Origin of the sequence: Sphingobium tyrosinilyticum (assembly GCF_042654265.1) — a bacterium.
Taxonomy (GTDB): domain Bacteria; phylum Pseudomonadota; class Alphaproteobacteria; order Sphingomonadales; family Sphingomonadaceae; genus Sphingobium; species Sphingobium tyrosinilyticum.
In genome coordinates this window covers 67792-93909 of the sequence record NZ_JBHSFZ010000058.1, presented here as the reverse complement: position 1 = coordinate 93909, position 26118 = coordinate 67792, and the positions used below count along the sequence as shown (strand labels likewise).

The window sequence follows — 26118 nt, the reverse complement described above, 5'->3', positions numbered from 1 at the left end:
TCGCCTCAATGCGCGATGCTGATGACCGACTTCTGCGTATATTCCTCCAAACCTTCCTGGCCATATTCGACACCCAAGCCCGACTGCTTCGCGCCCCCAAATGGGATAGCGGGTGTGAGATGCGAGGCATGGTTAACCCAGACCGTACCGCTTTCGATACGCTGCGCGATGTCAGTAGCGCGTTCAATATTGGTCGACCAGACCGATCCTCCCAAACCAAACTCAGACGCATTGGCTGTCGCGATCACGGCATCCAAATCATCAAAGCGGATCACCGGCAGGATGGGCGAGAACTGCTCTTCATCGACAAGTGGCGAACCATCGGTGATATCACGAACGACAGTCGGTTCGATGAAATAACCCTTGCCGTCCTGCGCCTTTCCGCCGGCGATGACCGTTCCGTCTCGACGGGCGACGTTCAGATATTGCTTTGCCTTTTCGAACTGCGTGCGATTTTGGATCGGACCCATGGTCACGCCCTGCTCCAGCCCGTTACCCGGATGCATGTCCCGCGCCGCCTTTGCCAGCGCCTCACACATCGCGTCATAGACCGCATCATGGACATAGGCACGTTTCACGGCGATGCAAACTTGGCCTGCATTCATAAAGGCAGCGCCCGCTATCCCTTTTGCAGCCTTTTCGACATCGGCGTCGTCCAGTACAATCGCCGCATCATTGCCGCCCAGTTCCAGCGTCAGGCGCTTTAGCGTTGATGCGGCCGACTGCATGATCTTGCGCCCCGTCGGGGTCGATCCTGTAAAGCTGACCTTGGCGACATCGGGATGCGAGGTCAGCAGCGGCCCCAAATCATTATTGTCGACCAACACGCTAAAGACACCTGCCGGGAAAATTTCCGCCGCTATCTCCCCGATCAGCAGCGACACGACCGGTGTGGTCGGCGCCGGCTTCAGAATGAAGCAATTTCCGGTGATCAGCGCCGGCGCTATCTTGCCGATCGGCATCAGAAAGGGGAAGTTCCACGGTGTGATCCCCGCGACGACGCCAAGGGGCTTATGGTGCACCTCGATGTGATAGGCCGCGTCGTCCTGCAGCACCTGTGGCTTCAACTCCTGCTTGGCAAAATGGCGCACGAAAAAGGCGGCATAGCCGACCTCCCCCATCGCCTGGGCTAAAGGCTTGCCTTGTTCCTGGACTAGCACGCGTGCCAGTTCCTCGGTCCGCGCCGCAATGGCATCGGCAAACTTGGAAAGCAGCGCCCCGCGCTCGGCGACGGGCGTAGCGGCCCATCCGGGATGGGCCCGCTTCGCGGCCGCGATCGCCGCCTCAGCTTGCGCGGTGGATGCACGGGGTACGGTGCAGAAGATGTCGCCGGTCGCCGGGTTGATGACGTCGAGCGTTTCTTCGCCGTCAACCAGCTTTCCGTCGATCAGCAGCTTATGGGATGTTGCCATGACCCGACTCCTCAATTCATCTCATAGCGTATGGGAACGGCCTTGGGGCCGCATACGAAGTTTGACAGCATCCGCGTCGGTGTGCCGCTCAGTTCGACACTCTGCAGCCGTGGGATCAATTCTTCCCAAAATATTCGCATCTCCATCATGCCCAACGCCTGACCGAGGCAGACATGCGGACCATAGCCAAAGGAGATGTGGCGGTTGGGCTTGCGAGTGACGTCAAACTCAAACGGTCGGTCGAACACGCGTTCGTCGCGATTGCCCGACGGATAGCTTAGCATGACCCAATCGCCTTTACGCACTTGCTGTCCGGCGATCTCGACGTCATGCATGGCCGTGCGCATGAAATGTTTCACCGGCGAGGCCCAACGCACTTCCTCGTCGATAAAGGGCCGGATCAGCGATGGGTCTTCTCGCAGGGTCTTGAGTAGATCGGGTCGCTCCGCCAATGTCCACATGCCGACCGAGGTGGTGCTCGATGTCGTGTCATGGCCGGCTGTGGCGGTGATGATGTAATATCCCAGTGCGTCGCCAACGCTGATCGGCTCGCCATGAATGCGGCCGTTAGCGACGACGCTGGCGAGGTCGGAAGTCGGGGTGCCGCGGCGGTTTTCGATCAGAGCGACAAAATAATCCGTCATCTGTGCCATGGTTGCCTGAAGGGCCTGCTGCGCCTTTACAGAGTCGTTCGCAGCATCTCCGCCCGCGCGGTTCAGTTCAGGATCACGGGTGCCGAAAAATTCCTGTGTCAACTTGAGCATCATGGCCTCATCCTCCTGCGGGACGCCGAGGATTTCCATGATCACGCGCAGCGGATACATGAGCGCGATATCGCGGGAGAAGTCGCACTCTCCACCCAGTTCGAACATGCGATTTACGGATGCACGTGCGATCTCCCGAATGCGCGGCTCCAAATTGTTAAGATTTTTTGGCAGGAACCAGGAACGGGTCAACCGGCGAAATTCGACATGGTCGGGATCGTCCATGGACACCAACGTGCGCGCGCCAGTAAAACCGCTCTTTTCACGCTCACGGAAAACAGCTTCAGTCGTCAGGATGGGCAGACGCTGCGCGGCAGAGAATATATCGGTGCGCAGTTCAACATTCTGGATTTCCTCCTGGCGGGTTGCCACCCAGATCGGCATGTATCCCTCGGGCTGCATCTGCGCAAAGGGCGCGTTGGCACGCAACCAGGTGAACGCATCGTCCACTGGCTTTTCCTGTGCATAGGCCGCCGGATCAACGATGATGTCCGCGATTTCCTGTGACACCTGCATTTTCAGTCTCCCCTGGCGACGGCTCAATCTTGAGCGCATCGCCGCTTCATGCCGTAACGGCGTAGATCATATATTCGACAGCATCACCCAATTTGCGGCCGATACCGATGCCCTGGAGGGCGTTAAGCCATTCATAAGGGCCCTTTTCCGCCTCAAACACTACGCCGGTCCGCCAACTGCCGTCCGCGTAGGCCGGCGAGTTTGTACCCCGGTAGCGCATGAGGATGCGATAGCCATCTTCCGTCAACAGCAGCACCTTCACGTCGTAATGCATATGCCCATAGCCGGCGCCTTCGGCCATGCGATGCGGCCCCCACGCGAAACCCTGCAGCATCTGCCCCTTGATGCGCGGACCTTCCAACGGCCCACCTTTGGTCGAAGTGCTCATATAGCGGCCGCCCATCGGGCCCGAGACCTTTGCCCGCTGATCGCCCGCAACCGCAGCCTCCCCGATCAAACGAAACAGGAACTGGACGGGTAGTTCAGTCAATGTCTTGCTCATCTTCCCCTCCCTCACTGAACAGCATAGATGTCAATGACGAGATCATCGCCTTCGGGCCCGCCGATGCCGATCGCCTGTATCTCGGTCAGCCACGCATTGGGGCCATGCGAAGCCTCGAACATCGGCGAGATGCGAACCCGCCCGTCAGCATCCTGTCGGCCGTAAAAGGGCATGAAAATCGGTTCACCGTCGCTAGTGCGGAGCGTGATGTTGGCATCGAACGCGCCGATACCGCTTTCGCTTACCGAACCCCAATCGTTGGCCAGACCGTCGAGTACTTCTCCCGACAGCCGTGGTCCCTCAAAAGTCCCACCGCGAGCGCGTGTCTCGCGCCGAGTGCCCCAGGGCGTGTCAAACTGATATTCCGGCTTCCTGCTGCCATTCAGCCGCAGCGTGAAAAGAAACTCGACCGGAAGTGCTGTGGCTATATCGGTCATCCCTCTCTCCTCGTCAGTGCGCGATCGGCTCGCGTCACGATTGCATTGCTTCCTGCTGCGCAAAGCTCCGTTTGATTTTTTTGGCCAGGGACCATTTATGCACCTCGGTCGGGCCGTCATATATGCGGAAGGCCCGGATCTCGCGGAAAGCCTGTTCCACCATCGTCTCGCCGGACACTCCGACTGCACCCATCACTTGCACGCAGCGATCGGCGACGCGCATCAGCGCCTCGGAAACGGCGACCTTGGTCATCGAGCTTTCCACGGTGCCCAGGTCGCCCGTGTCGAGCACATCAGCACACCAGTCGATCATCAGTTCGGCCTGCTTGAGGTCTATTAAGTTTTCGGCAAGTTGGAAGCCGACGCCTTCATGATCGACCAGCGGCTTACCGAACGCCTGGCGCTTACAAGCGTAGGCGGTTGCGATCTCCTGTGCACGGGTCGCGACGCCATGCCAGCGCATGCAGTGCGACAAGCGCGCTGGACTGAGGCGGACCTGCGCATATTTGAACGCTTCGCCCGGCTGCCCAAGCATCTGGTTGGCGGGCACTCGCAAATCATCGATCGACACAAGCGCATGACCACCGGGCATGGAGCTGTCGATGGTGTCATAAACCTTGACCAACTTGATCTCGGGGCTCGGCAAGTCGACCAAGAACAGCGTTGCACCCGCCTCGCTCTTGGCCATGACGATGCCGACCTTCGCGCCTTCAAAGCCGGTAATGAAGGCCTTGCGCCCGTTGATGACCCAATGGTTGCCGTTGAGCACGGCGGTCGCCTGAAGCATGGATGGGTCGGACCCGGCGCCATTTTCCGCTGCGGGCTCAGTCATGAAGAAGGCTGACCGTGCGCCCGCTACCAACGGCTCCAGGAAGCGCTTTTTCTGTTCTAGCGTCGCGGTCTTGCCGAGCAGATACATATTGCCCTCGTCCGGGGCTGCAGTGTTCACCGCGACGGGGCCCAGGATCGACAGGCCGCTCTTCTTGAGGACGATCGCAGTTTCGCGCTGCGTCAGATGCGATCCGTCGGATAGGATATGCGGGGTCAAAACGCCAGCCTCGCGCGCCTTGCCGCGCAGTTCCTCGACTAGATCCTCAGCCGGCCCGTGATGACCAAGGCGCGGATCATTCTCATAGGGGATTACCACCTTGCGAACAAAGGACTCGACGTTCGCGGCAATAGCGTTGGCGCGTTCACTCATTGCATATTCTCCAAAATTCAGCTTGCCGTGAACCCGCCATCGACGCGCAGGGCCTGCCCGGTGATGTAGCTTGCGCTGGACGACGCGAGAAACAGGCAGGCGCCGACCACCTCATCGACGGAACCAAAGCGACCCAGCGGCGTATGCGCGATGACCTTGCTCGCAAGCCCCTCATTGGCTTGAAGGCCCGAAGTGAGGTCTGTTTCAAGGTAGCCTGGAGCCACGGTGTTTACGCGCACTTTGTGGCCCGCCCAATCGATCGCCAGGCTCTTGGAGAGGAGTTCCAGCCCGCCCTTGGTGGCATTATAAGCCGCTGAGCGTGCAAGTCCGACATGACCGGCTACTGATGTGATATTGATGATAGAGCCTTCGCCCTTGACCAGCATCTGCCGCCCGAACAGTTGGCAACAATGGAAAACAGCGGTCAGATTTACGTCAATGATCTGGCGCCATTCCTCCATCGGTGTGCGTTCGGCCTTGCGGTACCAGGGGTTGATCCCGGCATTGTTGACCAGCACGTCCGCCGGACCGAGATCGGCTGCGATACGCTCTGCCAGCGCGATCATCGCTGGCTCGTCAGCGACATCGGCGGGATAGGGATGAGCGCTGCCCGCCCCGCTCATCGTCAGATCCTCTGCCGCAGAACCCAGCATTGCCTCATTTCGACCAATGATCGCCACCCGCGCGCCGGCATCGACAAAGGCTCTTGCAATCGCCTTGCCAAGGCCGCGTCCGCCCCCGGTGACCACTACGACGCGGCCAGTAAAATCTTCATTCAACAGATTATGCATGGATTAAAACATCTTTCCTCGAGCGACGTCGAGCGCGAAAATAAACAGATCATCCGGGTTCAGTGCGGCCTGCTGCGGTGTGGCCGCGGGATTGTTCACTTTCAAGGCAGCGAGCTGATGAAACACTACGGCCAGCCTGAATATCGCCAGGACGCGGTGCAGGCGGAAATTGTCGAGCGAACGGCCGCTGCTCGCGGCGTAGGCGTTGGCTGCATCCTCACGCGACAGGAAGCCGGACCGAGCGGTCGGCATCTGGTCGAGCGCGATCATGCATTGAGGGTCGCCAGGCTCTGTCCAGTAGCTGAGCAGCGTCGCCAGATCGACCAGCGGATCGCCGTGGGTTGCCATGTCCCAATCGAGCACGACCTCCGGCGCGATTACGTCAGGCTTTAGTAAGACATTGTCGAGCTTGAAGTCGTTGTGCAGCAGGACCGGATCGGCGTCGGGTGCGGGTTGAGCCTGCATCCAGTCAGCAACTTCTCGTCCCGCTGCGCACATTTGGCCTTTCAGGATGGCATCGCCCCGCGCGATCCAGCCCGATATGGTGCGGGCAAGGAAACCCTCTGGTCGCCCGAGATCGCCAAGACCCGCCGCATCTGTATCGACGGCATGGATCTGCGACAGCGTATCGATCAACAGGCGCGACAGGGTCGCACCCGTTTCCGCCGTGTCCGGAAGCGGCGCGATGTCAGAGCCGCGCACGCTGCGGCCTCCGCGGTACTCCAGGATCTGGAACGGAGCGCCCGCGACGCTGCCATCCTCGCAGAAATGCAGGCTGCGCGGCGCCAGCGGCAGCACCGGCGCGAGGCCATGCAGCACCCGATGCTCGCGCTTCATGTCATGCGCGCCCTTCGGCAAGGGACCATCGGGCGGGCGTCGGAATACGGCATAACCGCCGTCGATCCGCAGCAGCATGTTGATATTGGCAAGCCCACCGGCGAAGCGGCGCGGCGGCTCGCTGAGGTCGAGGATGAGGCCATGTCCCGCGAGATAGGAGGCGACATTGTCCCAATCGAAGGAGACGGCGCTCTCTTCGAGCGAGCGCAACACCGCGCCAGCGGGCGCGCTGATCGGTGACATCATCATTCCTCGTCCTTGGCCGCTTCACGCACGGCATGATCGCGCAGCACATTGCGCTGGATCTTGCCCGTCAATGTCTTGGGCAGTTTGTTCATGAAGCGGATGATGCGTGGATATTTGTAGGGTGCGGTCTGCGCCTTGGCAAAGGCCTGCAAGTCCGCCGCTGTGACCTCCTGGCCAGGCCGCAGCACCACATAGGCGCAGACCAGCTCACCACGTGCTGCATCCGGCGCACCGACGACACCCACTTCGGCCACAGCAGGATGGGCCAGCAGCACATCCTCTACCTCAGCCGGACCGATGCGATAACCCGAACTATTGATGACATCGTCCCGTCGACCGCGATGGAAGAAAAAACCATCCTCATCCCGTTCGGCGCGGTCACCGGTACGGAACCAGCGGCCGTCTGGCCCGTCAATATAGCAGTTTTCGGTGCGTTCCGGATCATTCCAGTAGCCCAGCATCAGCTGCGGGTTGGGTGCGCGCATCGCCAACTCGCCAACGGCGCCATCGGGCAGGACGCGCCCATCATCATCGATCACCGCCATTTCATTATGGGCGAGTGGCTTGCCCATGGACTGGGGCTTGTGACCCGTGTCGGCACGGTGACCGATCGACATCAGCGATTCTGTCTGGCCATATGCTTCGGCAACCGTCTCTCCAGTGGCCCTGCGCCAGCCAGCGATCGCAACTTCACTGAGCGCCTCGCCCGCAGAAACGGTGCGACGCAGGCGAGATAGGTCATAATTGCCCGTGGGCTGATCGAGTAGGCGCAGTATCTCCGTGCCCGCGGCGCAATAGACGGTGACCCCATAGTGCTGCAGTAGCCGCAGTCGCTCGGCTGCATCGAATGGGCCGTCATAGAATAGCACGCATGAACCGCAACTCCACGGGCCGAACAGAATACTTGTCCCGGCCTTGCTCCAGCCAGTGTCGGCGGTGCACCACATAAGATCGTCAGACGTGAGGTCGAGCCATTCCGCTGCCGAATGACGCCAGTGCCAGATACCACGCGACGCGTGCAGCACACCCTTGGGCTGGCCAGTCGAGCCGCTGGTGAAATAGAGCAACGCCGGGTCTTCGGCCGCCACCTCGATCGGGGTGAAAGTCTCATCTCCCGCTTCCACCAGCGCAGCAAAATCGAGCCAACCCTCACCACCGCCCACTGCGACCTTGACGACAAGATTGTCGGACAGAGAAACGAATTTAGATATTTGCGCTGCTGTAGTGATGACCCCCTTCACCTCCGCTCGCTCAACGCGATAAGCGATGTCTTTCGCAGTCAGCATTTCGATGCAGGGGACAGCCACTGCACCCAACTTGAGGCAGGCGACCATAGCGATTTGCCATTCAGGAATGCGTGGCATCATCACGAGCACGCGATCGCCCTTTCCGATCCCTGCGCGCACCAGAGAAGATGCCAGCTTCGCCGTAATTCGCGCGACATCGCTGAAGGAAAATTTCGCTTCACGTCCGTCGGCGGCCACCCAGATCAGCGCTGGCTTATCCTTGGACTTCGCCCAATGATCAACGACATCACGGCCGAAATTGAAATAAGGCGGATGCGACAGGTTCGACACTTTCTACACGCCCTCCATGCGCCATGATGTTTGATGAGTCGGCATTGACAGGGTTAGTTTGGTCCGACAGAAAATGCTAGCGTGTCGTTGCATTAGCGTGCGCACGATAGGGATCTGAGGAGATTGAAGTTGTCGCAGGGATCGAATCGCGCACTGGGGGGCATCAAAGTGCTGGACCTGACCCGACTGCTGCCAGGCGCCTTCGCCTCGCAGATCCTGGCGGACATGGGTGCTGATGTTATCAAAGTCGAGCATCCGGTCGGCGGCGACTATAACCGCACCTTCCCGCCGATGGCGAAGACCGAGTCTGGTTCCTTCCTGCTCCTCAACCGCAACAAGCGCAGCGTGACGCTAGACTTCAAAGTGCCTGCGGCCAAGGAAGCGCTGTTCAAGCTGGTGGAAACGGCCGATGTCGTGCTGGAAGGTTTCCGACCCGGCGTCATGGACCGCCTTGGCATCGGCTATGAGGCAATGAAGGCGGTCAATCCCGGCATCATCTTCTGCTCGATTTCTGGCTACGGCCAGGACGGACCGAAGCGGCTCGCGCCGGGCCACGATCTCAATTACCTGGCCGAGGCAGGGGCGCTCCAGCTGTTCGGCACGCCGGGCAAGCCGCCCATCGTCCCCGGCCTGTCGATCGCAGACGTGGGGGGAGGGTCACTGATGGCGACGACCGGCATCCTCGCGGCGCTCATTTCACGCGGCAAGACCGGGAAGGGCCAGTTCGTCGACATTTCCATGTTCGACGGTTCGGTGTCCTGGCTGGCGCTGCATGCGCCCGATTATCTCTTTGCCGGCGTCGAGCCGCGGGGCGGCGAACGGCAATTCATCGGCCAGGCTCCGTGCTACAATGTCTATCGCTGTGCGGACGGCAAGGATGTCGCGCTCGGCATTATAGAGGAGCATTTCTGGGACCGTTTCTGCGACGCGGTGGACCTGCCTGAGCTGAAGGCGGAACAGTGGCCGCTGGGCGAAGCGGCCGACCGGCAGAAGGAACGGCTCGCCGCGCTGTTTGCCAGTGACACACGCGACAATTGGGTCAAGCGGCTCGCGCCCGCCGACCTGCCCTTTGGACCGGTGCTGAGCATGGCCGAAGCCTTTGCCGAGGAACATTCCCGGCACCGGCAGATGCTACAATATATCGACCATCCGCGCGAGGGCCGCATCCCACAGCTGGGCTTCCCGATCAAGCTGTCGGAGACGCCCTGCGAACTGCGCACGCCGCCGCCGCTGCTTGGCCAGCATAGCGACGAGGTGCTGGCGGAAGCGGGCTATGATGAAGCGGCGATTGCCGCTTTGCGGACAAGCGGCGCGGTAGGACAAATTCCCGACGCCTGATCAGTCCAGATTAAGCTTTAGAGAAAGCAGACAAAAGAGAGGATGCCATGACCTTCCAGATTCCGGTGAAACACCTGTTTTCGGTGCGCTTGGAAGGGCTGCGCAAGCACAGCTACGACTTTGTCGGCCCCTTCGGCCGGCGCCGATTTGAAAAAGCGGTAGGCGGGACCGTGTCGGGCTCGGCCATGACCGGTAAAGTGCTAGAGCTACTGGCGACCGACTATGGCCGGGTGAGCGACGATGGAAGCTTGCGCGCCTATAATGCCGGCATCACCCTGCAGGCCGAGGACGGCGCCATCGTGCTGCTGCAATTTCGCGGCCGCTCCTCGGCCGTCTATGGTCCCGGCCAGTCACGCGTACAGGCGCTGTTTCAGGCACCGGAAGGGCCGTTCGGCTGGCTAAACGGCATTCAGGCGGTCGGTCACGGCCGTGAGGATGGCGACGACACGATCTTGGAAATATATGCCGTCACGGGCAGCGAACCGGCAGAAGGACCTGACGACGAACGTGCGTGGGCGGAAAAAGAGGGGCTGCCCGCCGACTTCATTCTGCGCCGCCGTAGCGCCCATGTCCCCGGCGCCATTCGACACAAGCTGGAAGCGCCGCTTGGCAGTCGCTATTTCACGCTGGCCGAAGGTGGCGGCAAGTTTGAAGGACCGCGTCTGGGAAGCGGCGATTTCCTGTCCGGTTTCGCCTGGGGACCGCACCGTATGCTGCCCGGCGGTGACGTGTCGCTAATGCAATACGATATGGAGACCTTCTTGAAGGCGGATGATGGAACCGAGATTTTCATGAGCTATACCGGCTGCGCCTCGTCGCAATATGCAAAGCACAGTTGGGTGACGGCTGCTTTGTTCGAAGTGCCCTCCGGTCCGCACGACTGGATGAATGAGGTTCAGACGGTCGGCTATGGGTTCTTCCGTGGCGATGGCGCGGAATATTTCTACTATGCATTGCGCTGAGAGATGAGCAGCGGTGTGCACACCGAGCGCAGCTACGAACTGGTCGCGCGCCAGCTGGAACAGCAGATTTTGGCGAAGCAGATCGAGCCCGGGGACGCGCTGCCCACGGAAAGCGCGATGGCCGTCTCGCTGGGCGTCAATCGCTCAACTGTGCGTGAGGCGCTGCGGACCTTGGAACAAAATGGGCTGATCGCGCGGGAAGCAGGGCGAAAGAAGCTGCGGGTGCGCATTCCGCAGCCTGCTGATGTCACTCGGCGTGTCACGTCCGTCATGCTCAGTCAACAGGTGACGTTCCGGGAGCTCTATGAGGCGATGCGCGCGGTGGAGCCGGCCTGCGCCGCCGCTGCGGCTGAACGCGCGAATGCTGATCATATCGCGCAACTGGAAGACAATCTCGCTGCGACTGAAGCAGCGATCGCGCAGGGCGAGAGTTTGGTCGCGCTCGACATCGCCTTCCACCAGCTGGTCGCGATCGCCGCGCAGAGTCGCGCGCTGGAAATGATGCGTGAACCGCTCGGCCAGCTCTTCTATCCCGCGTTCGAAGAAGTCATGTTGCGGCTAAACGTTTCGGACCGCCTGCTTGCAGCCCACCGCAACATTGTTGCCGCGATCCAGGCTCGCCACATCAAGGAAGCGCGCGACTGGATGCAACGGCATATCGACGATTTCCGCCGCGGCTATGAACTGGCACATATCGAAATGGATCGCCCCATCTGCTAGCCCGAACATCAGCGATGAACAGCACCAATTCACGCGCGCCGTTAGCGTTTCATGGCACCATGACCACCCGACCGATCCGCCCCCTCGCCTCGGCTCGCTCATGTGCGGCAGCAGCTTGGTTCAAGGGAAAAATCCGGTCAATGGGTGCACTAAGATCGCCAGCCGCGATCCGTAGAAGCATGTTATCAATCATCGCTCGGACCCAAGGCTCCGCGATGATCGGCCCCAGGTAACAACCTACCACCGTCAGCCGGCGTACCAGAAGTGTGATGGGATCAATCGGCTGGACATCGTGATCGAACAACCCCACCAATACCAGACGCCCGCCGTCGGCCAGGGCCTTTAGCCCGATCGTTACGGCGCGCCCGCCGACATTGTCGATCACGAGATCGACGCCTTGTCCGAGCAGACTTCGCACATACTCGTTGGTCGTTATAGTATCGGTCACGATCGGATCGGTCAGTCCATAAACTCTCAGCGCTTCCAGGCTCGCCGCTTCGCTACCGGTGCCTAGCACCCGCGCGCCTGCTTTATGGGCGATCTGGACTGCCGCCACACCCACTCCGCCGCTCGCCCCCTGCACAAGCACGACATCTCCCCCTCGGAGGCCACCGAGCTTAAGTGCCAACCCGGCGGTTCCAAACGGCACCAGCGCTGCGGCAGCCGTCGGCAGGTCCATGTCCGTCGGTACCCGCCAGCATTGCGTAGCCGGAACCGCACGCAGTTCGGCATGCGACCCCTCGGCCGCGAAGCTCGTCACTCGATCGCCAATCTGGAAATCTGCCACCTCTTCTCCAACTGCCATGACCCGGCCTGCCGCAACATAGCCTTTCACGCGTGGCGGGTCGCCGGGCGTTACGGAACGGCGGCCCATCAGGTCGCCGCCTTCTATGCTGATTGCCTCAACATGGATCAGCACATCTCCTGGCCCCGCAACAGGATCGGGCACATCGACATAGCGCAAGACACGGGGACCGCCGTTGCTGTCGTAGATCGCTGCTTTCATGGTCCACCCTCAATGGAGACTATTCTTGCACGGCATGCCCGATCGACCCGCATCATGACAGTCGAGATCCGCTTCATCGCCGCTACGATGCCAGACTCAGCCGTCTGGCATGTTGCGGAGAAGGAGCGCACATGACGGCATCACATGCCCTGGAGTGACGCATCATGAAAATCGATTCCGATCTGTCAGCCATCGTGACTGGGGGGGCTTCGGGCCTCGGCCTTGCCACCGTCAAGGCACTGCGCGCCGCCGGAGCGAACGTCGCCATTTTCGATCTCAATCCCGAAAGCGGCGAGAAAACAGCGGGCGAGACAGGAGCGACATTCGTGCGTTGCGATGTGCTGTCTGATGACAGCGTGGCCGAAGCTTTCGCCGAAGCGCGTAGGAGGCAGGGTCAGGAGCGGGCACTCATCTGCTGCGCGGGCGGAGGCAATGCGATCCCTACGGTGCGGCGGGACAAGACGACTGGTGCAATCCAGCCCTTCCCCGCAGACAAGTTCGAATGGGTGCTCCGGCTCAACACCGTCGGTACCTTCCGCTGCATCACCCACAGCGCGGCCGGCATGATGACTTTGGACCCGATCGATGGGGAGCGTGGCGTGCTAGTCAGTACCGCCTCGGCTGCCGCCACGGACGGACAGATGGGCCAAGCCGCTTATGCCGCTGCCAAGGCTGGCATCGTCGGAATGACGCTCCCGATCGCTCGCGACCTTTCGCGTGAGGGCATTCGCATCAACACGATTCAGCCCGGCATCTTCCTAACTCCCGCGTTTGATGGCGCGCCGCCGGAAATGATCGACGCGCTCAACGCTCAAGTGCCCTTCCCTAAGCGCATGGGCATCCCCGCCGAATATGCCAGCCTTGCGCTCGAACTTATCCGGAACACCTATATGAACGGTGAGACGATCCGCCTCGATGGCGCGATCCGCATGCAGCCTCGCTGACAAGGCAGGAGGGATGACATCACCATCCCTCCTCATGTTCATGCCGCACTGATAGCCAGCGCCTCTTCCCAGCTGGCGCTGTTTTCCAGGAGCTTGCGAAACTTGTTGAGTTTGGCCGGCAGACCCATTGCAATGGCTGCGGTCAAGCGATCTCCACGCCGGTAGAGCGCAACGAATTTATCTTCTCCGGACGATCCGATCACGAAACGCAATTCGTCATGGCTAACTGGCGACCCCAACAGTTGCAGTTTCTGCCCATATTGATCGGTCCAGAACCAGGGCACCGGCGCATATGGGCCCGGATGGTCGCCGCCTGCCTCCGCCAGCAGGCGCTTGGCTGCATGTTCTCCTTGGCGAAGAGCATTATCCCAATGCTCGATGCGCCGCGTCTCGCCATTGCGCAGGTTAGGCCAGCACGCGACGTCACCGCAGGCGACAATGCCGGGCGCGGCGAGGCAGCTTTCATCGCACAGCACGCCATTTTCGATGGTGAGGCCCGAGCCTTCTAGCCAATCGCTATTGGGAACCACGCCGATGCCTAACAGCGCGACATCAGCGTCGATTGCGGTGCCATCGCTCAACTGAACGCGTTTCAGCCGACCCTCGCCCTCGAAGGCGGTTGCGGCGACGCCCAGCCGAACGTCGACGCCGTTACGACGGTGCAGCGCCGCCAGCATCTCACCCATTTCGCAGCCGAGCACATGAGCGGCGGGGGCGACGGCTTCCAGCATCGTAACTCGGCGGCCCAACTTGCGCGCCGAAGCCGCTACTTCCTGTCCGATGAAGCCGCCGCCGACTATCACGATGTGTGCGTCCGGACGGGCAAGATCCGCTCCCAACCCCACCGCATCCTCGCGGGTGCGCAGGACATGAACGCCGGACATCGCGTCCCCCGCAAGGCGGCGCGGCGCGGCGCCGGTGGCAATTATGATGCCGTCATAGCTTTCGCGGCTCCCATCTGCGAAGGTGACGGTGCGCGTCAAAGCTTCAAGGGCGGTAGCCTTCGTACTGAGCCGCCATTCGACATCGTCGAGAATAGCGTCGATATCGAGCGCGGTCCTTTCCACCGGCCATTCGCCGCGCGCAATTTCCTTCGAGAGGGGCGGCCGGTCATAGGGCAAATGTGGCTCCTCGCCCACGACTAGCAGGCGGCCCACATAGCCTTCGCGCCGCAGGGTTTCAGCGGCATTCAACCCGGCCAGTGAAGCGCCGATAATAATGACGGATTGCAACTCTTCTTGCTCCTAGATGCGGTCAGGCCGCTTCGACTCCGCGCACCTGTCTTGTGAAATCCGGCAAAGACCAGATCCGCCGTCGAGAGGGTGATAATCAGACCTCGCCTACCGCGCCCGGCGCACATGTATCCTAGCTGGAGCGCAGCGGGCGCGGTCGATGCACGGATGTCGGGGAACATTCCTCGAACGTGATCCTGTAGTCCATGGGCCTCTCCGAACCTCGTTGGGCGAGTCAATAAATCTCGCCTCCATCCAATGCAAAGCGCGCCATACAATATCGCGGGCACGGCGTGATCGCGTCTCGATTTGACGGTGGCGCCCTCTCCAGCAACAGTCTTTGCAGAGCTGTCAAAAAGCGGGGTTTGCAGGAGTGTAGCATCATGAATATCGGATGGATCGGGCTCGGGCAGATCGGAACGCAGATGGTTAAGCGGCTGCGCCGGGCGGGCTTTGCTGTCACTGTGCATCCGCGTGGCAGGGGACGTAACGATGCCGAATCGGCGGGCGCCGCCGTCACGTCTGACTACAGGGCGCTGGCCGAGACGAGCGACGCGCTTTTTTTGTGCGTCTATGATCAAAGTCAGCTCGAATCCGTCCTGTTTGGCGAGGGCGCGCTTGCCGCAATGCGCCGCGACGCTCTGCTCGTCGTTCACACAACAGCGTCACCCGCTATGTTGCAACGGATCGCCGAAGCCGCTGACGATGCTGGTGTCACGCTGCTCGACGCCTGCTTCAGCGGTGGCCCCGCTGACGTGGAGGCCGGAGAATTGACCCTGATGACTGGTGGCTCAACTGAGGCGCTCGAGCGCGCGCGCCCCGCTTTGGAGAGCTACGCCGCCCATATCGAGCATGTCGGTGGCATCGGTTCTGGACAGCTGACCAAGCTGTTCAACAATCTGCTGTTCGCGACCAATCTCATGAATGCGGCTGAGATGCTGCAGATGGGACAGGCACAAGGCCTCAGCACTGACCACTTAGCCGCCATCATCCAACGCAGCAGCGGGGGCAGTTATGCGATGAACCTGTTCGCGCGAGCAGGCGCGCTCTCACCGGACGCGATGTTGGCCGATGTCCGACACTATTTGGAAAAGGATGTCGCCAGCGCAATGTCCGCGGCTAAGCAGGCCGGGATCAACATCACCGCCTTCGCAAAGACTGCGAGTTACTTCGCGCGCTCTACTCTGGATTGACGCGGGACAGGCGGCCAAGGGCCGCCCGTTGCCAACTCAGCCTGCGGCGGAAGATTTTTTTTCGTCGTCGCCGTCATCATCGGCCGCCCCGATCAGCTGATAATCCTCGAACCTGGGATTAGCCATGACATCGAGGAAATATGGGTAGCTCCAGGGCCACACCTGCGGCACGCCTTCGGAGTCGAGATACCAGCTGCTGCAGCCCGACGCAAAGACGGTATTCATCGCCGCCGCCTTGCGCCGAGTTTCATAGTCCAGCAGCGCTTCCATGCTGGGTGCGATAGCCTGCGCCTTGCCCTCGCGTACCAAGTTGAGCAACTGGTCGGAATATTCCCATTGCCGTTCGGCAATGTCGGTCAGAGAGAAATTACCCACAGGTCCAGTCGGACCATTTAGCAGGAAGAAGTTGGGAAAATGCGGTACCGTAACCGCGAAATAGGCACGAGGACGTTCCGACCAGAAATCGCTAAGATCCTCCCCATTTTCACCAATCACGGTCATAGGCCGCACGAAACGGTCTGCATGGAAGCCAGTTGCGAGTGCGATGACATCAAGTTCGTGGAAGGTACCGTCTTTCATGCGAATGCCACTCGGCTCAACATGATCGATCGCGCCCGTTTCGATATACACGGTCGATTCCTGAACGGACCGATAATAGTCGCCGGAAAAGACCATGCGCTTGCACGCCGCACGGTAGTTGGGTGTCAACTTCGCACGGAGCGCTGGATCGGCCACGCTATCTTGAAGATTCTTTGCAACGATCGCTTCAATCTCGGCTAACTCAGGCGAGTCCTTGTCAATTATCGCCGCGGTAAACCGAGCACGGCGGGCCAGCGCCTCAGGAGCGTTGCGCTCTGCATCGATCAGAGTGGGATCCGCCCGGAACGCCGCCCTTTGCGCTTCGCTGTAAGGCGGATTAGTGCTGGGCATGATCCATTGTGGCGATCGTTGAAAATGCACCAGTTTCCCTGCACGTTTGCATAGCGCCGACACGATTTGCACGCCGGTCGATCCAGTACCGATCACTCCGATCTTCTTGCCATCGATTTCGACGCTGTGATCCCAGCGCGCACTGTGAAAATAGGGACCTGCAAAGCTGTTTAGCCCCGGAATATCGGCGATTTTGGGATGGTGAAGGACGCCGGTAGCGGCCACGATTACATCAGCGACATCGCTGCGGCCGTCCTTGGTACGGATGTGCCAACGCCCCTCCTGCCAACGGCATTCGGCGATCTCGGCATTGAAGACAATATGCTCGCTGACGCCGTATCGGTCCGCCATTGCCTGAAAATATTCGCGGATCTCGGGCCCGGGAGCAAAATAGCTGCTCCAGTCAGGATTATGAGCGAAGGAATAGCTATAGGTATGCGCCGGCGTATCGCAGGCCAACCCAGGATAATGGTTCTCGCGCCAAGTACCGCCGACCTTGTCGCCCTTTTCATAGATGGTGAATTCTTCGCCCCGTTCCTTGCACTTGATGCCAGCCAGCACCCCAGCCATGCCCGCCCCGATAATTACGAAACGCAGCTTGCGCCCTTGGGAACCGCTCTCCACCTCGACCATCCTTGCACTCCAATCCGTTGATCGCCGGTCTTGTTCAATCCGGGATCTGCGGCATCAAAATAAACATGCCGACGTTCATTGAATGTGCGTTGAGCACAGTGAGACGGAAGATGCAACCGGACCGCAGCAAACATCGGTCAACTACGCGGCGCCGCAGCAATGATCGACCCCACGATGCACGCGCCGATTGCTGTAAGCGAGACCTATCTATAAGTCTGGGCCATAAACACATGGCAGGAGCGGACCGTGCCCGACTATCGTGGCAGCAGCGTCGTCGTCACTGGCGGCGGATCGGGCCTTGGTGCGGCTATCGCCGACCGCTTTGCGCATGCAGGCGCCCGGATTGCTCTGCTCGACGTCGATGGGACGAGCGCCGAAGCAAAGGCAGTGGAACTGCGCGCAGAAGGCGCCGACGCCATCAGCCTGGCAGTTGATGTCGCGGACGCAGCGTCGCTCACACGAGCGACTGCGATCGTGCAGCAAAAGCTGGGCGGGTGCGACGTCCTATGCGCCAATGTAGGCGTGCAACAGTTCGGCGCTATCGAAACGCTCAGCGAAGCCGACTGGCAATGGGTGATTTCAGTCAACGTAATGGGCGTCATTCACAGCGTGCGCGCCTTCTTGCCACTGCTGCGTAGGAGCACACGCGCGAAGCGGCATGTCGTGCTCACCGCATCGGCTAGCTTCTTTCAGCCCGCAGCCCGTATGGCTGCTTATGTGACGACCAAATATGCCGTGGTGGGATACGGCGAGGTGCTGCGTCGCGAGCTAGCGGCGGAGGGAATCAACGTCACACTGCTCTTTCCCGCAGGCATGACAACGCGCCATCTGGAAAGCAGCGCCGCCGCGCGACCAGAGGCGCTCGGTCCTTCGTTGTTCGACATGGAGGATTTGACGGCAATGTTGGCCGACGCACAGATCGATCCGAGCACTCATACTGCGAGCCCCGATTATGCCGTACGCAGTCTGTTGGAAGAGCTGGAGCGCCGCCCACCCTATATCATTACGCACGGTGCATATCGTGACCGGATCGAACAGGATCATCGAGCCATATTGGATGCCTATGCCAGGATGGAGGGGACTAAGGTCAAGGAGCGAAGGCAATGAACAGCGACATAGGCCAGCAACTGTTGGACATCGAAGCGATCAAGCAACTCAAGGCGCGTTATTTTCGGTTACTAGATAGGAAGGATTGGGCGGGATGGACAGAAGTGTGGGAGCAGGAGATCGAGCATGAGATGCCGGCCGATGGCACCAGCTTCCGGGGTGCGCGCGAGGATTTCGTCGCTTTCGTTGCTCGCGCGCTGACCGGCATTGTGACGGTGCATCATGGACAGACGCCGGAAATCAAATTGACATCCCCAACGAGTGCCACGGGGATTTGGGCCTTTGTTGATCGGCTAAAGGCCGGCCCGGACGCGCAGCCTGGAATATCGGAATTTACCGGCTTCGGTCATTATCACGAAAGCTATGTGAAATCGGACGCCGGCTGGCGGATCAAAACTCAGCGGGTGACCCGTCTGCGCATGGACATTGGGCCGGCCGAGTCCAGCTGAGTGTCTCGCTCCCATTGAAGTCGATTGCTCCCCCTCCCTGGCCTCAATTCTGATCGTAGAATTTATTAGATTTGGACATGCGCATTACATTGACCAGGGTCTCGTAAACGCGTTAGCATCGGTGAGTCTTCCTGAGCGCGGAGATCCGTCGTTCCGGGGACAATGACATGAGAACTGCAACGCAGTGTCCGCGCCGAAAGCGGCGGGCAACCGTAGCTTGTCGCTGCGTGAATGGAGAGGGGAAAAAGGCATGCATTGTTCGCGTATAGCTTTGGCCACGGTACTTTCTAATCTCTGCCTTTTCAGTTCCACCGGCGCCATGGCGCAGGACAAGGTTGCACCGCAGGAACAAGCTACGGTCAACTTGGCCGACATCGTCGTGACCGCACAGCGCAGATCGGAATCAATCATGGACGTTCCGCTCTCGATCGCCGCAAAGACTGGCGAGCAGCTGGAACGCTCTGGTGTGACCAGTCTGCTTGGAGTGTCGCAACTGGTGCCAGGGGTAAAGATCGACCAGTTCGGCAACTTCCTTCAACCCGCCATTCGCGGCGTTTCCAGCACATTGGCGGGACCAGGCACTGAAGCGCCGGTAGCGGTCTATGTTGATGGCGTAATGCAGCCAAATCAGCTCGCGAATTTCCTGGAATTTGTCGATCTGGATCGGATCGAGGTAGCCAAGGGGCCGCAGGGCACGCTGTTCGGCCGGAACGCCACAGGAGGCGCTATTTCCTTGTTCACAAAGACACCTTCCTATGCGCCGAAGGGAAAATTCACGGTCAGCTATGGCAACTATGATGATTTCAAGGTCCAAGGCTTTGTATCCGCGCCGCTGATCGACAATGTCCTGGCAGTTAGCCTTAGCGGAATTTACAACCGTCGAGACAGCTACGATTATGACATTGCCCGTGACCTGCGACCGCGCGGCCTGCGCACGAAGGTCATTCGAGGCAAAATCTTGTTCGAGCCAGCGGAATGGGCCAAGATTACTGTGATAGGCCAGTACCAGGACCGCTTCAATTCTGATGCAGGCAGCGGGATTGCACTGAATTCCAATACGCCGGCCCACACCGATCCGACCGCGATAATCGCGACACGCCCCCGACAATTGTCGCTCGACACAGACTCTTACCTGCGCGTCAAGGAAGCATCGGGATCGATCACAGGGAATTTTACTATCGGTGAAATCGGGACGCTGAACAGCATCACGGCCTATGCAAAGATAAAGGCCTCAATCGCTTATGACAGCGATCGTGCCTTCACCGGGCCGACGGGCTATGGCGCGGCCGTCGATTTCTATGCACCGGATGAATATTATTCCCAGGAACTTTCGTTCGCGTCCGAAAAGTTCGGGCCGTTCAGCTTTGTCGCGGGAGCCTATTATTATCATGATGACAATCGGTATGATCCGATCCATATCGACGCGACTAAGGATATCGCCACGCGCTTTTCGTTCAACGCGGCCGTCGTGACCGAAGCCGTCGCGGGTTTTGCGGAAGCAAATCTGGATATCACCGACAGGTTGAAGGTGATCGGTGGCATTCGTTACAGCTGGGAAAGCAAGCAGGATCGCGGCAGCATCTCGTTTGGGCCGACCGAACCTGAAGGCTTTGGCATGCTGGGCCAGAAGATCACCTTCGATAGTTGGACGCCACGCCTGTCGGTAAAATACGACATTGCGGACCGAACCAACGTTTATTTCACCTACAGCCAGGGCTTCAAGAGTGGGGGCACTAATCTTAGCTTCCTAACTGGCCAGTTTTTCCAGCCTGAGACGATCAAGGCGTACGAGGTCGGCCTCAAATCCGCGCCCTCACGGGATATCAGTTTCAATGTCGCGAGTTACTATTACGACTATTCAAATCTTCAAGTTCAGGTGCAGCAGACGATTGGAACAAACGTTATCGTCAATGCCGCCAAGGCTCGGATCTATGGTGTCGATGCGGACGCCATGTGGCGCCCGATAGACGGCTTGTCATTGAGCGCAGGCGTATCCGTGCTTGACGCGAAATATGACGACTTCCCCAATGCCACCGTGCAGCAGCCCAAGGCACCTGTGCCCGGCATCGGCCTTGTCGGAAACGAAACCGTTATTCTGCCAAATGCGGAAGGGAACTGGATGACCCGTTCTCCGAAATATAGTCTCAGCCTGGTAGCCGATTACCGTAAGAGCTTTGATCCGGGCACCTTCGGCGCCAACCTATCCTTCTCCCGTTCCGGACGTGTATTCTATGACAGCGCGAACCGGGTCAGCCAGAAACCCTATAGTATCCTAAACGGACAGCTATCGTTTCAGCCGGCTGGAACCGAGGTCCGGATTGAACTGTGGGGCAAGAATCTGACTAACACTAATTATATTGGCGCCGCGCTCATCGCCGACAGCGACGCGATCGCATATGCTCCGCCGCGTACCTATGGTGTATCGGCGCATTACAGCTTCTGAGAGTAGTTTGGAAAGATCCGGCGCCGGAATCCCTATTCCGGCGCCCTTTCTTGGTCAGGACGCAGGCGTGCTCAACATGAATGGGAGGTCTGCCGAAGCAATGCTCGACTTGCGCCCATGCCGGTGGATCAGCGTCACGCGGCCCAGCGCCGGTGTCGCTACAACACCGGCCACGCTGTCGACCCATTCGTGCAACAAGGTCTTCAAGCGTAGAAGTTCAGCCTCTTCCAACGTGACATAGCCGGACACCTCCAGCTCTTCCTCCATTTCCACGACAGTATCAGCAATGGCCTGAATGTCCTCATGCGTCTGACCGGTCATGTGTGCCTCCGCGAATGGGGGGCCGCTTCTCTCGGCCCCGTGTCGATCAGAACGGTAGATTGTAGAGTTTGGATGCGTTGCTCTGAAGCACTTTCTTCTTTATCTCATAATCATACCCGCCGAGGGTGTCGACAATATGATCCTGAACGCCCGGATAGAGCGAGGTCGGGTGCGGGAAATCGGTTTCGAACAGCACATTGTCGACGCCGATCGTTTCCAGCAATTGCTTGGGCCCGATTTTTTCGAACCAGTAGGTGCACCAGAAATGATCACGGAAATAGTCCCAGGGCCGGCGCGTCAGCACCTTAGACATGCGCGGCAGCATTTCATTGAACTGATGCTCCAGCGCCTCGACGGCGAAGGGCACCCAGCCCATACCGCTTTCAATAAGGCCGATCTTCAACTTGGGATGACGGTCGAGGCGGCCTGACACCATCCAATTTCCAAGCGTTGCGGCGTTGCCGATCGAGTACATGGTGGCGATGACCGACAGGGTTTGTTCGAATTCGAACCCTTCCCAGGTCAGCGTCGACGGATCGATCGCCGCGTTCAGGTGGAAGTTGAGCGGCGCGCCGCGTTCTTCGCACAATTCCAGGAACGGCGTCCAATAGTCGTGCATGAAAGACGGCAGGCCCAGGCGCTCGGGCGTGTCGGGCAACACAAAGCCCTTCAGCCCTGCATCGAGCACCCGGCGCGCTTCGTCCATCATCGCCCCATTGTCCCAGATCGGCAGATGGGCGAGCGTGAACAAGCGCTGCCCGGATTCTTCCTGACGCTCGATCGCGGCGTCGTTGAACATCTTGAGGATGCCGACGGCTAGTTCATTGTCGCCCAGCGCCATCAGCGATCCGGCCTGGGTCACACCACTATTATGGTAGCAGATCTGCGCCCACACGCCCATGTCATCCATCGCCTTAAGTCGCGGCCCGACGAGGTAGGAACCCTGATGGCCTTCATCGATCGTGGGGAAGGCAAGACGCCCCAGCAGCTTATTGTTGTCGTTGCGGATGACATTGCCGCCCAGCGATCCAAAATTCAGGTCTCCGACGAACCAGCGATCGACCCCATCCACGCGCTTCACCTGCGGCACGCGGTCCTTCCACTTTGCCGGTGCGCGGCTGGTGAACATGTCCGGCGCCTCGGTGACGTGCGTATCGCAATCGACGATCTTGATTCCCTGGAGCGAGGGGTGGAGGCCGCCTGACTGGGTCGAATAATCGACTTCGCGAATGACGCCACCGGCGGTCCAGCCCGCGTCCGCCCAATAGCTCTTGGCAGCCAGTTCTACCGCATTCTCGTCTTGCACTTCTGTCGGGTCAGCCATGATGGAACTCCTCTCGCACATTCCCTGAGCCGTCGCCGACTCTAAAACTTAATACCATTCAGTTTATTTAGCATGGTGCGGGGAAAGGTAAAGGCTATACTGCGGCAAAAGGTTCGGGAATTTGGAGCAGATGATCCGCAAGCAGATCACCAGAAAGCGCAATAAGTCGGGCCAGGTGCTGGGTCGCAAAGGAAGCGGCACCCGCGATCGCGTGCTGGAAGCTCTGGGAAGACTGCTTGCCGACATGCGCGGCGTTGCGCCGACAGCAGCAGCGGTCGCGCGGGAAGCAGGGATGTCTGCTCCCGCTTTCTATCTTTATTTCAGTGACGTAGGCGAAGCTGTTCTAGCGCTTTTGGAGCAGCGAGAACATAATCAACAGGATCTACTCGATTTGCTTGCTCAGCCTTGGCCGAAATCTGACTTATTCGCTAGCGCCGGTAATTTCGTCACCTCCTATCTCAACTATTGGTCGCTGAATGCGCCGCTGCTACGCGCGCGCAATCGTCTGGCGGATCAGGGTGATGAACGCTTCATCAAGCTACGCGTCATGTCGGCTGAAGAGCTGACCAACGCCCTTGCCGGGAAGATCGGTAACCCGCCTTTCAAGGATGGCCTCCCCTGCTCGCCCACTGCCATGGCAACGGTTCTCGTCACTGCTCTGGAGCGACTGGCGACCGTCTCCGCCCTCAACCTTTATCCTGACCACGGCGCTGATAAGGACGAGGTGATCGCCTCTCTTGCCAATATGATCGCCGCCACAATGCAGGAAAGAGCATAGCGCCGCTCAATCCAGGTTACCAACAATGGAGGCGCGCTGCGACAGTTCAATGGCATTGCCATCGGGGTCGCGGATGATCGAAAAACGGGCAACGTCCCTCAGGGTCGTGGGCGGACGCGCTTCCCGAGCACCATGCACGAGCGCATGGGAATGCGCCTCGTCCGCCTTGAAGATCTGAAACGTGATGTAGCGCCAGCCCACGCTGGGTTGCGCGGCATCAGGATTGGCCTGCGGGTCCTCCTCCAGAATCAGCAGCGTCTCACCTGCCCGGAAACGGCCAACCCCCTCTTCCGGTAGTCCCAGGCACTGCGTGTAAAAGCGGCGATGCGCCGCGAGATCACGCACAGCAATACGTATACCGATCTGCCCGATGCCTTCAAACCCAGGCGGCACGATCGTCAGCGCTGAGCCGTCCGGGTCCACCAACTGCGTCGGAATGCTGGCCATCTCTCGCGCTATCAGCACTTCGCGATAGCCGGCCCGCGGACCATCAGGCAGTGGCTCGGCGAACCCGTTCACCTTCACGATGCTGCCCCCTGCATGAAAGCGATGCTGAATTTGATGAGGGCCTATGGGCAGATGGGCATCTAAGGCAAGGCCAACTTGATCGCGCCAGAAAGTGAGATGCGCGTCGGGACGATTAGTGCTGAGCCCGACGTCCACGGCCGGTTTGGCAAGGCGCATGAGGGGTTCATCCTGTCTTTGACCCGGCGCAGCGGTTGCCCCGGCATGTGTCTACTCCCTCTAAGGGCTTTCGCGCTGCTCTGCTACAATGCCCCCACGATATCCGCTGCCGGCATGGATTTCTCCGGATCGCTATTTTAGCTCCTGATGGTGGCCATCGCGTGATGGATCAGGCGCGATCAACGCGTCACAGAGGCTTTCGGGAGTGGAAGGAAAGGCAATGGTGATCGACGATCCAATGTCCGAGGAGATCGGCACGCTAGGTCAGATGGTCCGTGCCGCAGCACAGGCCTATGGCGACGAAGTTGCTATCCGCCTGACCGGCGACAATATCGCCGAGGAGGAGATGAGCTTCGTGGCGCTGGAGCGGGAGTCTGCCCGCCTTGCCCGCGGCCTTCTTGCGCGTGGTGTGGGCAAAGGCAGCCGCATCGGCTTCATCTACGGCAACGGCCCGTCCTTCGCCGTTACATTTGCCGCCATTGCGCGGCTTGGTGCCATCGCGGTCCCCATCAGCACGCTGATAAAGGCGGAGGAGTTGGTCCGCGTCCTGCGCCAATCGGACGTGCACGGTCTTCTGGTCCAGCGGACACTGCTAGGTCATGATTATATCGATCGGCTGTGCGCCGCCCTTCCGGAACTGTGGGACGCAACTAGACCTGACCTTCTCGTCGCGCGCGTGCCGTTCCTGCGCTGGATCGTCTCGTCCGGTGATCACCTCCCGGCCGCTATACACGGCATGGATTGGCTGAGCGGGGCAGCTGAGAGGGTCGATGAAGCCTTTCTGAAGGAGGTGGAAGCGGAAGTTCATCCGTCAGACCAAATGCTGGAAATCTACACCTCTGGGTCGATGGCGCTGCCAAAGGGGGTCAAGCATCTGCACGGGCCGGCCATGTTCCGCTCACGCTATTTGGCGAAGATGACCCAAGTGAAACGCGGAGCCCACACGATCGCCTCCATGCCGATGTTCTGGATCGGCGGTATGGCGATGTTTCTGCTCGCCGACTGGGTAGCGGGCGGCGTCACGGTCTGCACCGAGGGAACATCGACCAGCAGCCGCCATGCCATGGGCGCGGTGTTGACCGACGACGTGATGAAAGAAATGGGTCACGCCCCGGTGTTCTGGGGCTTGGGCATGAGCGAAACATTCGGCCCCTATTCCTATGGCAGGCAATTACGCGCGGCAGGCTACCCTCTCTGTCCGCCACTAGATCATGTCGCGGATCGTTACGAAATTCGCGTTGTGGACGAAGAGGGCAATCCTGTCACTGACGGTGAAACTGGTGAGATCCAGGTCCGCGGCTATGCGCTGGCGCCAGCGCTGCACAAGCTGGAGCGCCATCCCTATTATACTACCGACGGCTTCCTGCGCACTGGCGACCTTGGCCGGGTCGAAGAGCGTCCCGAGGGCCGCCGCATCAATTTTGTCGGTCGCGACGGCGACATAATCAAGACTAACGGCTCCAATGTCTCTCCTGCTGAGGTCGAAATGGAGTTGCAGCGCCTGCCCCAAGTCGGCGCCGCTTATGTGTTCGGCTTGCCCGACGATGAGCGGGGCCAAGTTGTCGTCGCCGCGCTTGTCGCGGAGGCAGGTCAGACGCTCGACTTCGTAGCCATAGAAAAGGACATGCGCGCGCGCCTTTCCAGCTTCAAGGTGCCGCGCGCTTACGTCGAAATCAGCCGCGAGGATATTCCGATGTTGCATTCGAACAAGGTCGCCCGCCGGCCGCTGCAGGCGCTGATCGCCGACCGGTTGGGCCGCGCGGCCTGAAAG

Annotated in this window: 24 protein-coding genes; 10 read left to right on the top strand and 14 right to left on the bottom strand. The window is 59.8% G+C overall.

The window, feature by feature from the left end; all coding sequences use genetic code 11:
* Window positions 1-5 precede the first annotated feature (5 nt).
* The 8 genes from ACFO3E_RS16390 to ACFO3E_RS16355 are packed head-to-tail and all read right to left on the bottom strand — an operon-like array spanning window position 6 to window position 8283.
* Window positions 6-1412 carry an aldehyde dehydrogenase family protein gene (locus ACFO3E_RS16390; protein WP_380806298.1) on the bottom strand — a complete coding sequence of 469 codons (1407 nt, stop codon included), beginning with the start codon at window positions 1410-1412 and terminating at the stop codon, window positions 6-8.
* A gap of 11 nt (window positions 1413-1423) precedes the next feature.
* Entirely contained in the window at window positions 1424-2692 is a 1269-nt protein-coding gene (locus ACFO3E_RS16385) for a cytochrome P450 (RefSeq protein WP_380806295.1), read from the bottom strand.
* A 46-nt stretch (window positions 2693-2738) separates the two neighbouring features.
* A complete protein-coding gene (locus ACFO3E_RS16380) occupies window positions 2739-3194 on the bottom strand; it encodes a DUF3237 family protein (protein ID WP_380806293.1) in 456 nt (151 codons plus the stop codon).
* An 11-nt stretch (window positions 3195-3205) separates the two neighbouring features.
* The gene (locus ACFO3E_RS16375; RefSeq protein ID WP_380806291.1) at window positions 3206-3631 is read right to left on the bottom strand and encodes a DUF3237 domain-containing protein; all 426 of its coding nucleotides are present in this window, start codon (window positions 3629-3631) and stop codon (window positions 3206-3208) included.
* A 34-nt stretch (window positions 3632-3665) separates the two neighbouring features.
* Complete coding sequence (locus ACFO3E_RS16370) at window positions 3666-4832, bottom strand: acyl-CoA dehydrogenase family protein (RefSeq protein ID WP_380806289.1); 1167 nt, start codon at window positions 4830-4832, stop codon at window positions 3666-3668.
* Window positions 4833-4849: 17 nt separating this feature from the next.
* Window positions 4850-5623 (bottom strand): SDR family NAD(P)-dependent oxidoreductase, encoded by a 774-nt coding sequence (locus ACFO3E_RS16365; RefSeq protein WP_380806286.1) that lies wholly within the window; start codon window positions 5621-5623, stop codon window positions 4850-4852.
* 3 nt (window positions 5624-5626) lie between these two features.
* Entirely contained in the window at window positions 5627-6709 is a 1083-nt protein-coding gene (locus ACFO3E_RS16360) for a phosphotransferase family protein (RefSeq protein ID WP_380806283.1), read from the bottom strand.
* Complete coding sequence (locus tag ACFO3E_RS16355) at window positions 6706-8283, bottom strand: acyl-CoA synthetase (RefSeq protein ID WP_380806282.1); 1578 nt, start codon at window positions 8281-8283, stop codon at window positions 6706-6708. The genes ACFO3E_RS16360 and ACFO3E_RS16355 overlap by 4 nt, the downstream gene beginning before the upstream one ends.
* Window positions 8284-8412: 129 nt before the next feature.
* Between ACFO3E_RS16355 and ACFO3E_RS16350 the strand changes: the two genes are divergently transcribed.
* Genes ACFO3E_RS16350 through ACFO3E_RS16340 form a run of 3 tightly spaced genes read left to right on the top strand, consistent with a single transcriptional unit; the run spans window position 8413 to window position 11303 of the window.
* Window positions 8413-9621 carry a CaiB/BaiF CoA transferase family protein gene (locus ACFO3E_RS16350; RefSeq protein ID WP_380806280.1) on the top strand — a complete coding sequence of 403 codons (1209 nt, stop codon included), beginning with the start codon at window positions 8413-8415 and terminating at the stop codon, window positions 9619-9621.
* 47 nt (window positions 9622-9668) lie between these two features.
* Window positions 9669-10583, top strand: a complete 915-nt coding sequence (locus ACFO3E_RS16345) for a DUF3237 family protein (protein ID WP_380806277.1) — start codon at window positions 9669-9671, stop codon at window positions 10581-10583.
* Between the two features lie 3 nt (window positions 10584-10586).
* A complete protein-coding gene (locus ACFO3E_RS16340; RefSeq protein WP_380806275.1) occupies window positions 10587-11303 on the top strand; it encodes a FadR/GntR family transcriptional regulator in 717 nt (238 codons plus the stop codon).
* Between the two features lie 49 nt (window positions 11304-11352).
* Here ACFO3E_RS16340 and ACFO3E_RS16335 read toward each other — a convergent pair whose 3' ends face one another.
* Complete coding sequence (locus tag ACFO3E_RS16335) at window positions 11353-12309, bottom strand: quinone oxidoreductase family protein (RefSeq protein WP_380806272.1); 957 nt, start codon at window positions 12307-12309, stop codon at window positions 11353-11355.
* Window positions 12310-12473: 164 nt separating this feature from the next.
* Between ACFO3E_RS16335 and ACFO3E_RS16330 the strand changes: the two genes are divergently transcribed.
* Window positions 12474-13253 (top strand): SDR family oxidoreductase, encoded by a 780-nt coding sequence (locus ACFO3E_RS16330; protein WP_380806269.1) that lies wholly within the window; start codon window positions 12474-12476, stop codon window positions 13251-13253.
* Between the two features lie 38 nt (window positions 13254-13291).
* On the opposite strand, the gene ACFO3E_RS16325 is transcribed toward ACFO3E_RS16330, so the two are convergent.
* The gene (locus ACFO3E_RS16325) at window positions 13292-14485 is read right to left on the bottom strand and encodes an NAD(P)/FAD-dependent oxidoreductase (RefSeq protein WP_380806266.1); all 1194 of its coding nucleotides are present in this window, start codon (window positions 14483-14485) and stop codon (window positions 13292-13294) included.
* A 293-nt stretch (window positions 14486-14778) separates the two neighbouring features.
* Here ACFO3E_RS16325 and ACFO3E_RS16320 point away from each other — a divergent pair, with 293 nt between their 5' ends.
* Complete coding sequence (locus ACFO3E_RS16320) at window positions 14779-15678, top strand: NAD(P)-dependent oxidoreductase (RefSeq protein ID WP_380806264.1); 900 nt, start codon at window positions 14779-14781, stop codon at window positions 15676-15678.
* Window positions 15679-15714: 36 nt separating this feature from the next.
* Here the strand turns inward: ACFO3E_RS16320 and ACFO3E_RS16315 are convergent, their stop codons facing one another.
* A complete protein-coding gene (locus ACFO3E_RS16315) occupies window positions 15715-17241 on the bottom strand; it encodes a flavin-containing monooxygenase (RefSeq protein ID WP_380806261.1) in 1527 nt (508 codons plus the stop codon).
* 246 nt (window positions 17242-17487) lie between these two features.
* Between ACFO3E_RS16315 and ACFO3E_RS16310 the strand changes: the two genes are divergently transcribed.
* From ACFO3E_RS16310 to ACFO3E_RS16300, 3 genes are all read left to right on the top strand, one after another.
* Entirely contained in the window at window positions 17488-18348 is an 861-nt protein-coding gene (locus ACFO3E_RS16310) for an SDR family NAD(P)-dependent oxidoreductase (protein WP_380806258.1), read from the top strand.
* Complete coding sequence (locus ACFO3E_RS16305; protein ID WP_380806255.1) at window positions 18345-18797, top strand: nuclear transport factor 2 family protein; 453 nt, start codon at window positions 18345-18347, stop codon at window positions 18795-18797. The genes ACFO3E_RS16310 and ACFO3E_RS16305 overlap by 4 nt, the downstream gene beginning before the upstream one ends.
* A 319-nt stretch (window positions 18798-19116) precedes the next feature.
* Window positions 19117-21240, top strand: a complete 2124-nt coding sequence (locus ACFO3E_RS16300; protein ID WP_380806252.1) for a TonB-dependent receptor — start codon at window positions 19117-19119, stop codon at window positions 21238-21240.
* Window positions 21241-21294: 54 nt separating this feature from the next.
* Here ACFO3E_RS16300 and ACFO3E_RS16295 read toward each other — a convergent pair whose 3' ends face one another.
* Both ACFO3E_RS16295 and ACFO3E_RS16290 read right to left on the bottom strand, forming a co-directional pair.
* A complete protein-coding gene (locus tag ACFO3E_RS16295; RefSeq protein WP_380806249.1) occupies window positions 21295-21561 on the bottom strand; it encodes a hypothetical protein in 267 nt (88 codons plus the stop codon).
* A gap of 46 nt (window positions 21562-21607) precedes the next feature.
* Window positions 21608-22885 (bottom strand): amidohydrolase family protein, encoded by a 1278-nt coding sequence (locus tag ACFO3E_RS16290; RefSeq protein WP_380806246.1) that lies wholly within the window; start codon window positions 22883-22885, stop codon window positions 21608-21610.
* Between the two features lie 130 nt (window positions 22886-23015).
* Between ACFO3E_RS16290 and ACFO3E_RS16285 the strand changes: the two genes are divergently transcribed.
* Window positions 23016-23663 carry a TetR/AcrR family transcriptional regulator gene (locus tag ACFO3E_RS16285; protein ID WP_380806243.1) on the top strand — a complete coding sequence of 216 codons (648 nt, stop codon included), beginning with the start codon at window positions 23016-23018 and terminating at the stop codon, window positions 23661-23663.
* A gap of 6 nt (window positions 23664-23669) precedes the next feature.
* Here the strand turns inward: ACFO3E_RS16285 and ACFO3E_RS16280 are convergent, their stop codons facing one another.
* Window positions 23670-24347, bottom strand: coding sequence for a VOC family protein (locus ACFO3E_RS16280; RefSeq protein WP_380806241.1), 678 nt, complete (start codon window positions 24345-24347; stop codon window positions 23670-23672).
* A gap of 220 nt (window positions 24348-24567) precedes the next feature.
* Between ACFO3E_RS16280 and ACFO3E_RS16275 the strand changes: the two genes are divergently transcribed.
* Window positions 24568-26115, top strand: a complete 1548-nt coding sequence (locus tag ACFO3E_RS16275; protein WP_380806238.1) for a class I adenylate-forming enzyme family protein — start codon at window positions 24568-24570, stop codon at window positions 26113-26115.
* Window positions 26116-26118 lie beyond the last annotated feature (3 nt).

Bases quoted from the DNA above. Each gene is read 5' to 3' on its own strand.
- ACFO3E_RS16275 (WP_380806238.1), top strand. From the start codon at position 24,568: ATGGTGATCGACGATCCAATGTCCGAGGAGATCGGCACGCTAGGTCAG.
- ACFO3E_RS16285 (WP_380806243.1), top strand. From the start codon at position 23,016: ATGATCCGCAAGCAGATCACCAGAAAGCGCAATAAGTCGGGCCAGGTG.
- ACFO3E_RS16305 (WP_380806255.1), top strand. From the start codon at position 18,345: ATGAACAGCGACATAGGCCAGCAACTGTTGGACATCGAAGCGATCAAG.
- ACFO3E_RS16330 (WP_380806269.1), top strand. From the start codon at position 12,474: ATGAAAATCGATTCCGATCTGTCAGCCATCGTGACTGGGGGGGCTTCG.
- ACFO3E_RS16385 (WP_380806295.1), bottom strand. From the start codon at position 2,692: ATGCAGGTGTCACAGGAAATCGCGGACATCATCGTTGATCCGGCGGCC.
- ACFO3E_RS16390 (WP_380806298.1), bottom strand. From the start codon at position 1,412: ATGGCAACATCCCATAAGCTGCTGATCGACGGAAAGCTGGTTGACGGC.
- ACFO3E_RS16365 (WP_380806286.1), bottom strand. From the start codon at position 5,623: ATGCATAATCTGTTGAATGAAGATTTTACTGGCCGCGTCGTAGTGGTC.
- ACFO3E_RS16345 (WP_380806277.1), top strand. From the start codon at position 9,669: ATGACCTTCCAGATTCCGGTGAAACACCTGTTTTCGGTGCGCTTGGAA.
- ACFO3E_RS16300 (WP_380806252.1), top strand. From the start codon at position 19,117: ATGGCGCAGGACAAGGTTGCACCGCAGGAACAAGCTACGGTCAACTTG.
- ACFO3E_RS16340 (WP_380806275.1), top strand. From the start codon at position 10,587: ATGAGCAGCGGTGTGCACACCGAGCGCAGCTACGAACTGGTCGCGCGC.
- ACFO3E_RS16380 (WP_380806293.1), bottom strand. From the start codon at position 3,194: ATGAGCAAGACATTGACTGAACTACCCGTCCAGTTCCTGTTTCGTTTG.
- ACFO3E_RS16315 (WP_380806261.1), bottom strand. From the start codon at position 17,241: ATGGTCGAGGTGGAGAGCGGTTCCCAAGGGCGCAAGCTGCGTTTCGTA.
- ACFO3E_RS16295 (WP_380806249.1), bottom strand. From the start codon at position 21,561: ATGACCGGTCAGACGCATGAGGACATTCAGGCCATTGCTGATACTGTC.
- ACFO3E_RS16370 (WP_380806289.1), bottom strand. From the start codon at position 4,832: ATGAGTGAACGCGCCAACGCTATTGCCGCGAACGTCGAGTCCTTTGTT.
- ACFO3E_RS16360 (WP_380806283.1), bottom strand. From the start codon at position 6,709: ATGATGATGTCACCGATCAGCGCGCCCGCTGGCGCGGTGTTGCGCTCG.
- ACFO3E_RS16280 (WP_380806241.1), bottom strand. From the start codon at position 24,347: ATGCGCCTTGCCAAACCGGCCGTGGACGTCGGGCTCAGCACTAATCGT.
- ACFO3E_RS16375 (WP_380806291.1), bottom strand. From the start codon at position 3,631: ATGACCGATATAGCCACAGCACTTCCGGTCGAGTTTCTTTTCACGCTG.
- ACFO3E_RS16335 (WP_380806272.1), bottom strand. From the start codon at position 12,309: ATGAAAGCAGCGATCTACGACAGCAACGGCGGTCCCCGTGTCTTGCGC.
- ACFO3E_RS16290 (WP_380806246.1), bottom strand. From the start codon at position 22,885: ATGGCTGACCCGACAGAAGTGCAAGACGAGAATGCGGTAGAACTGGCT.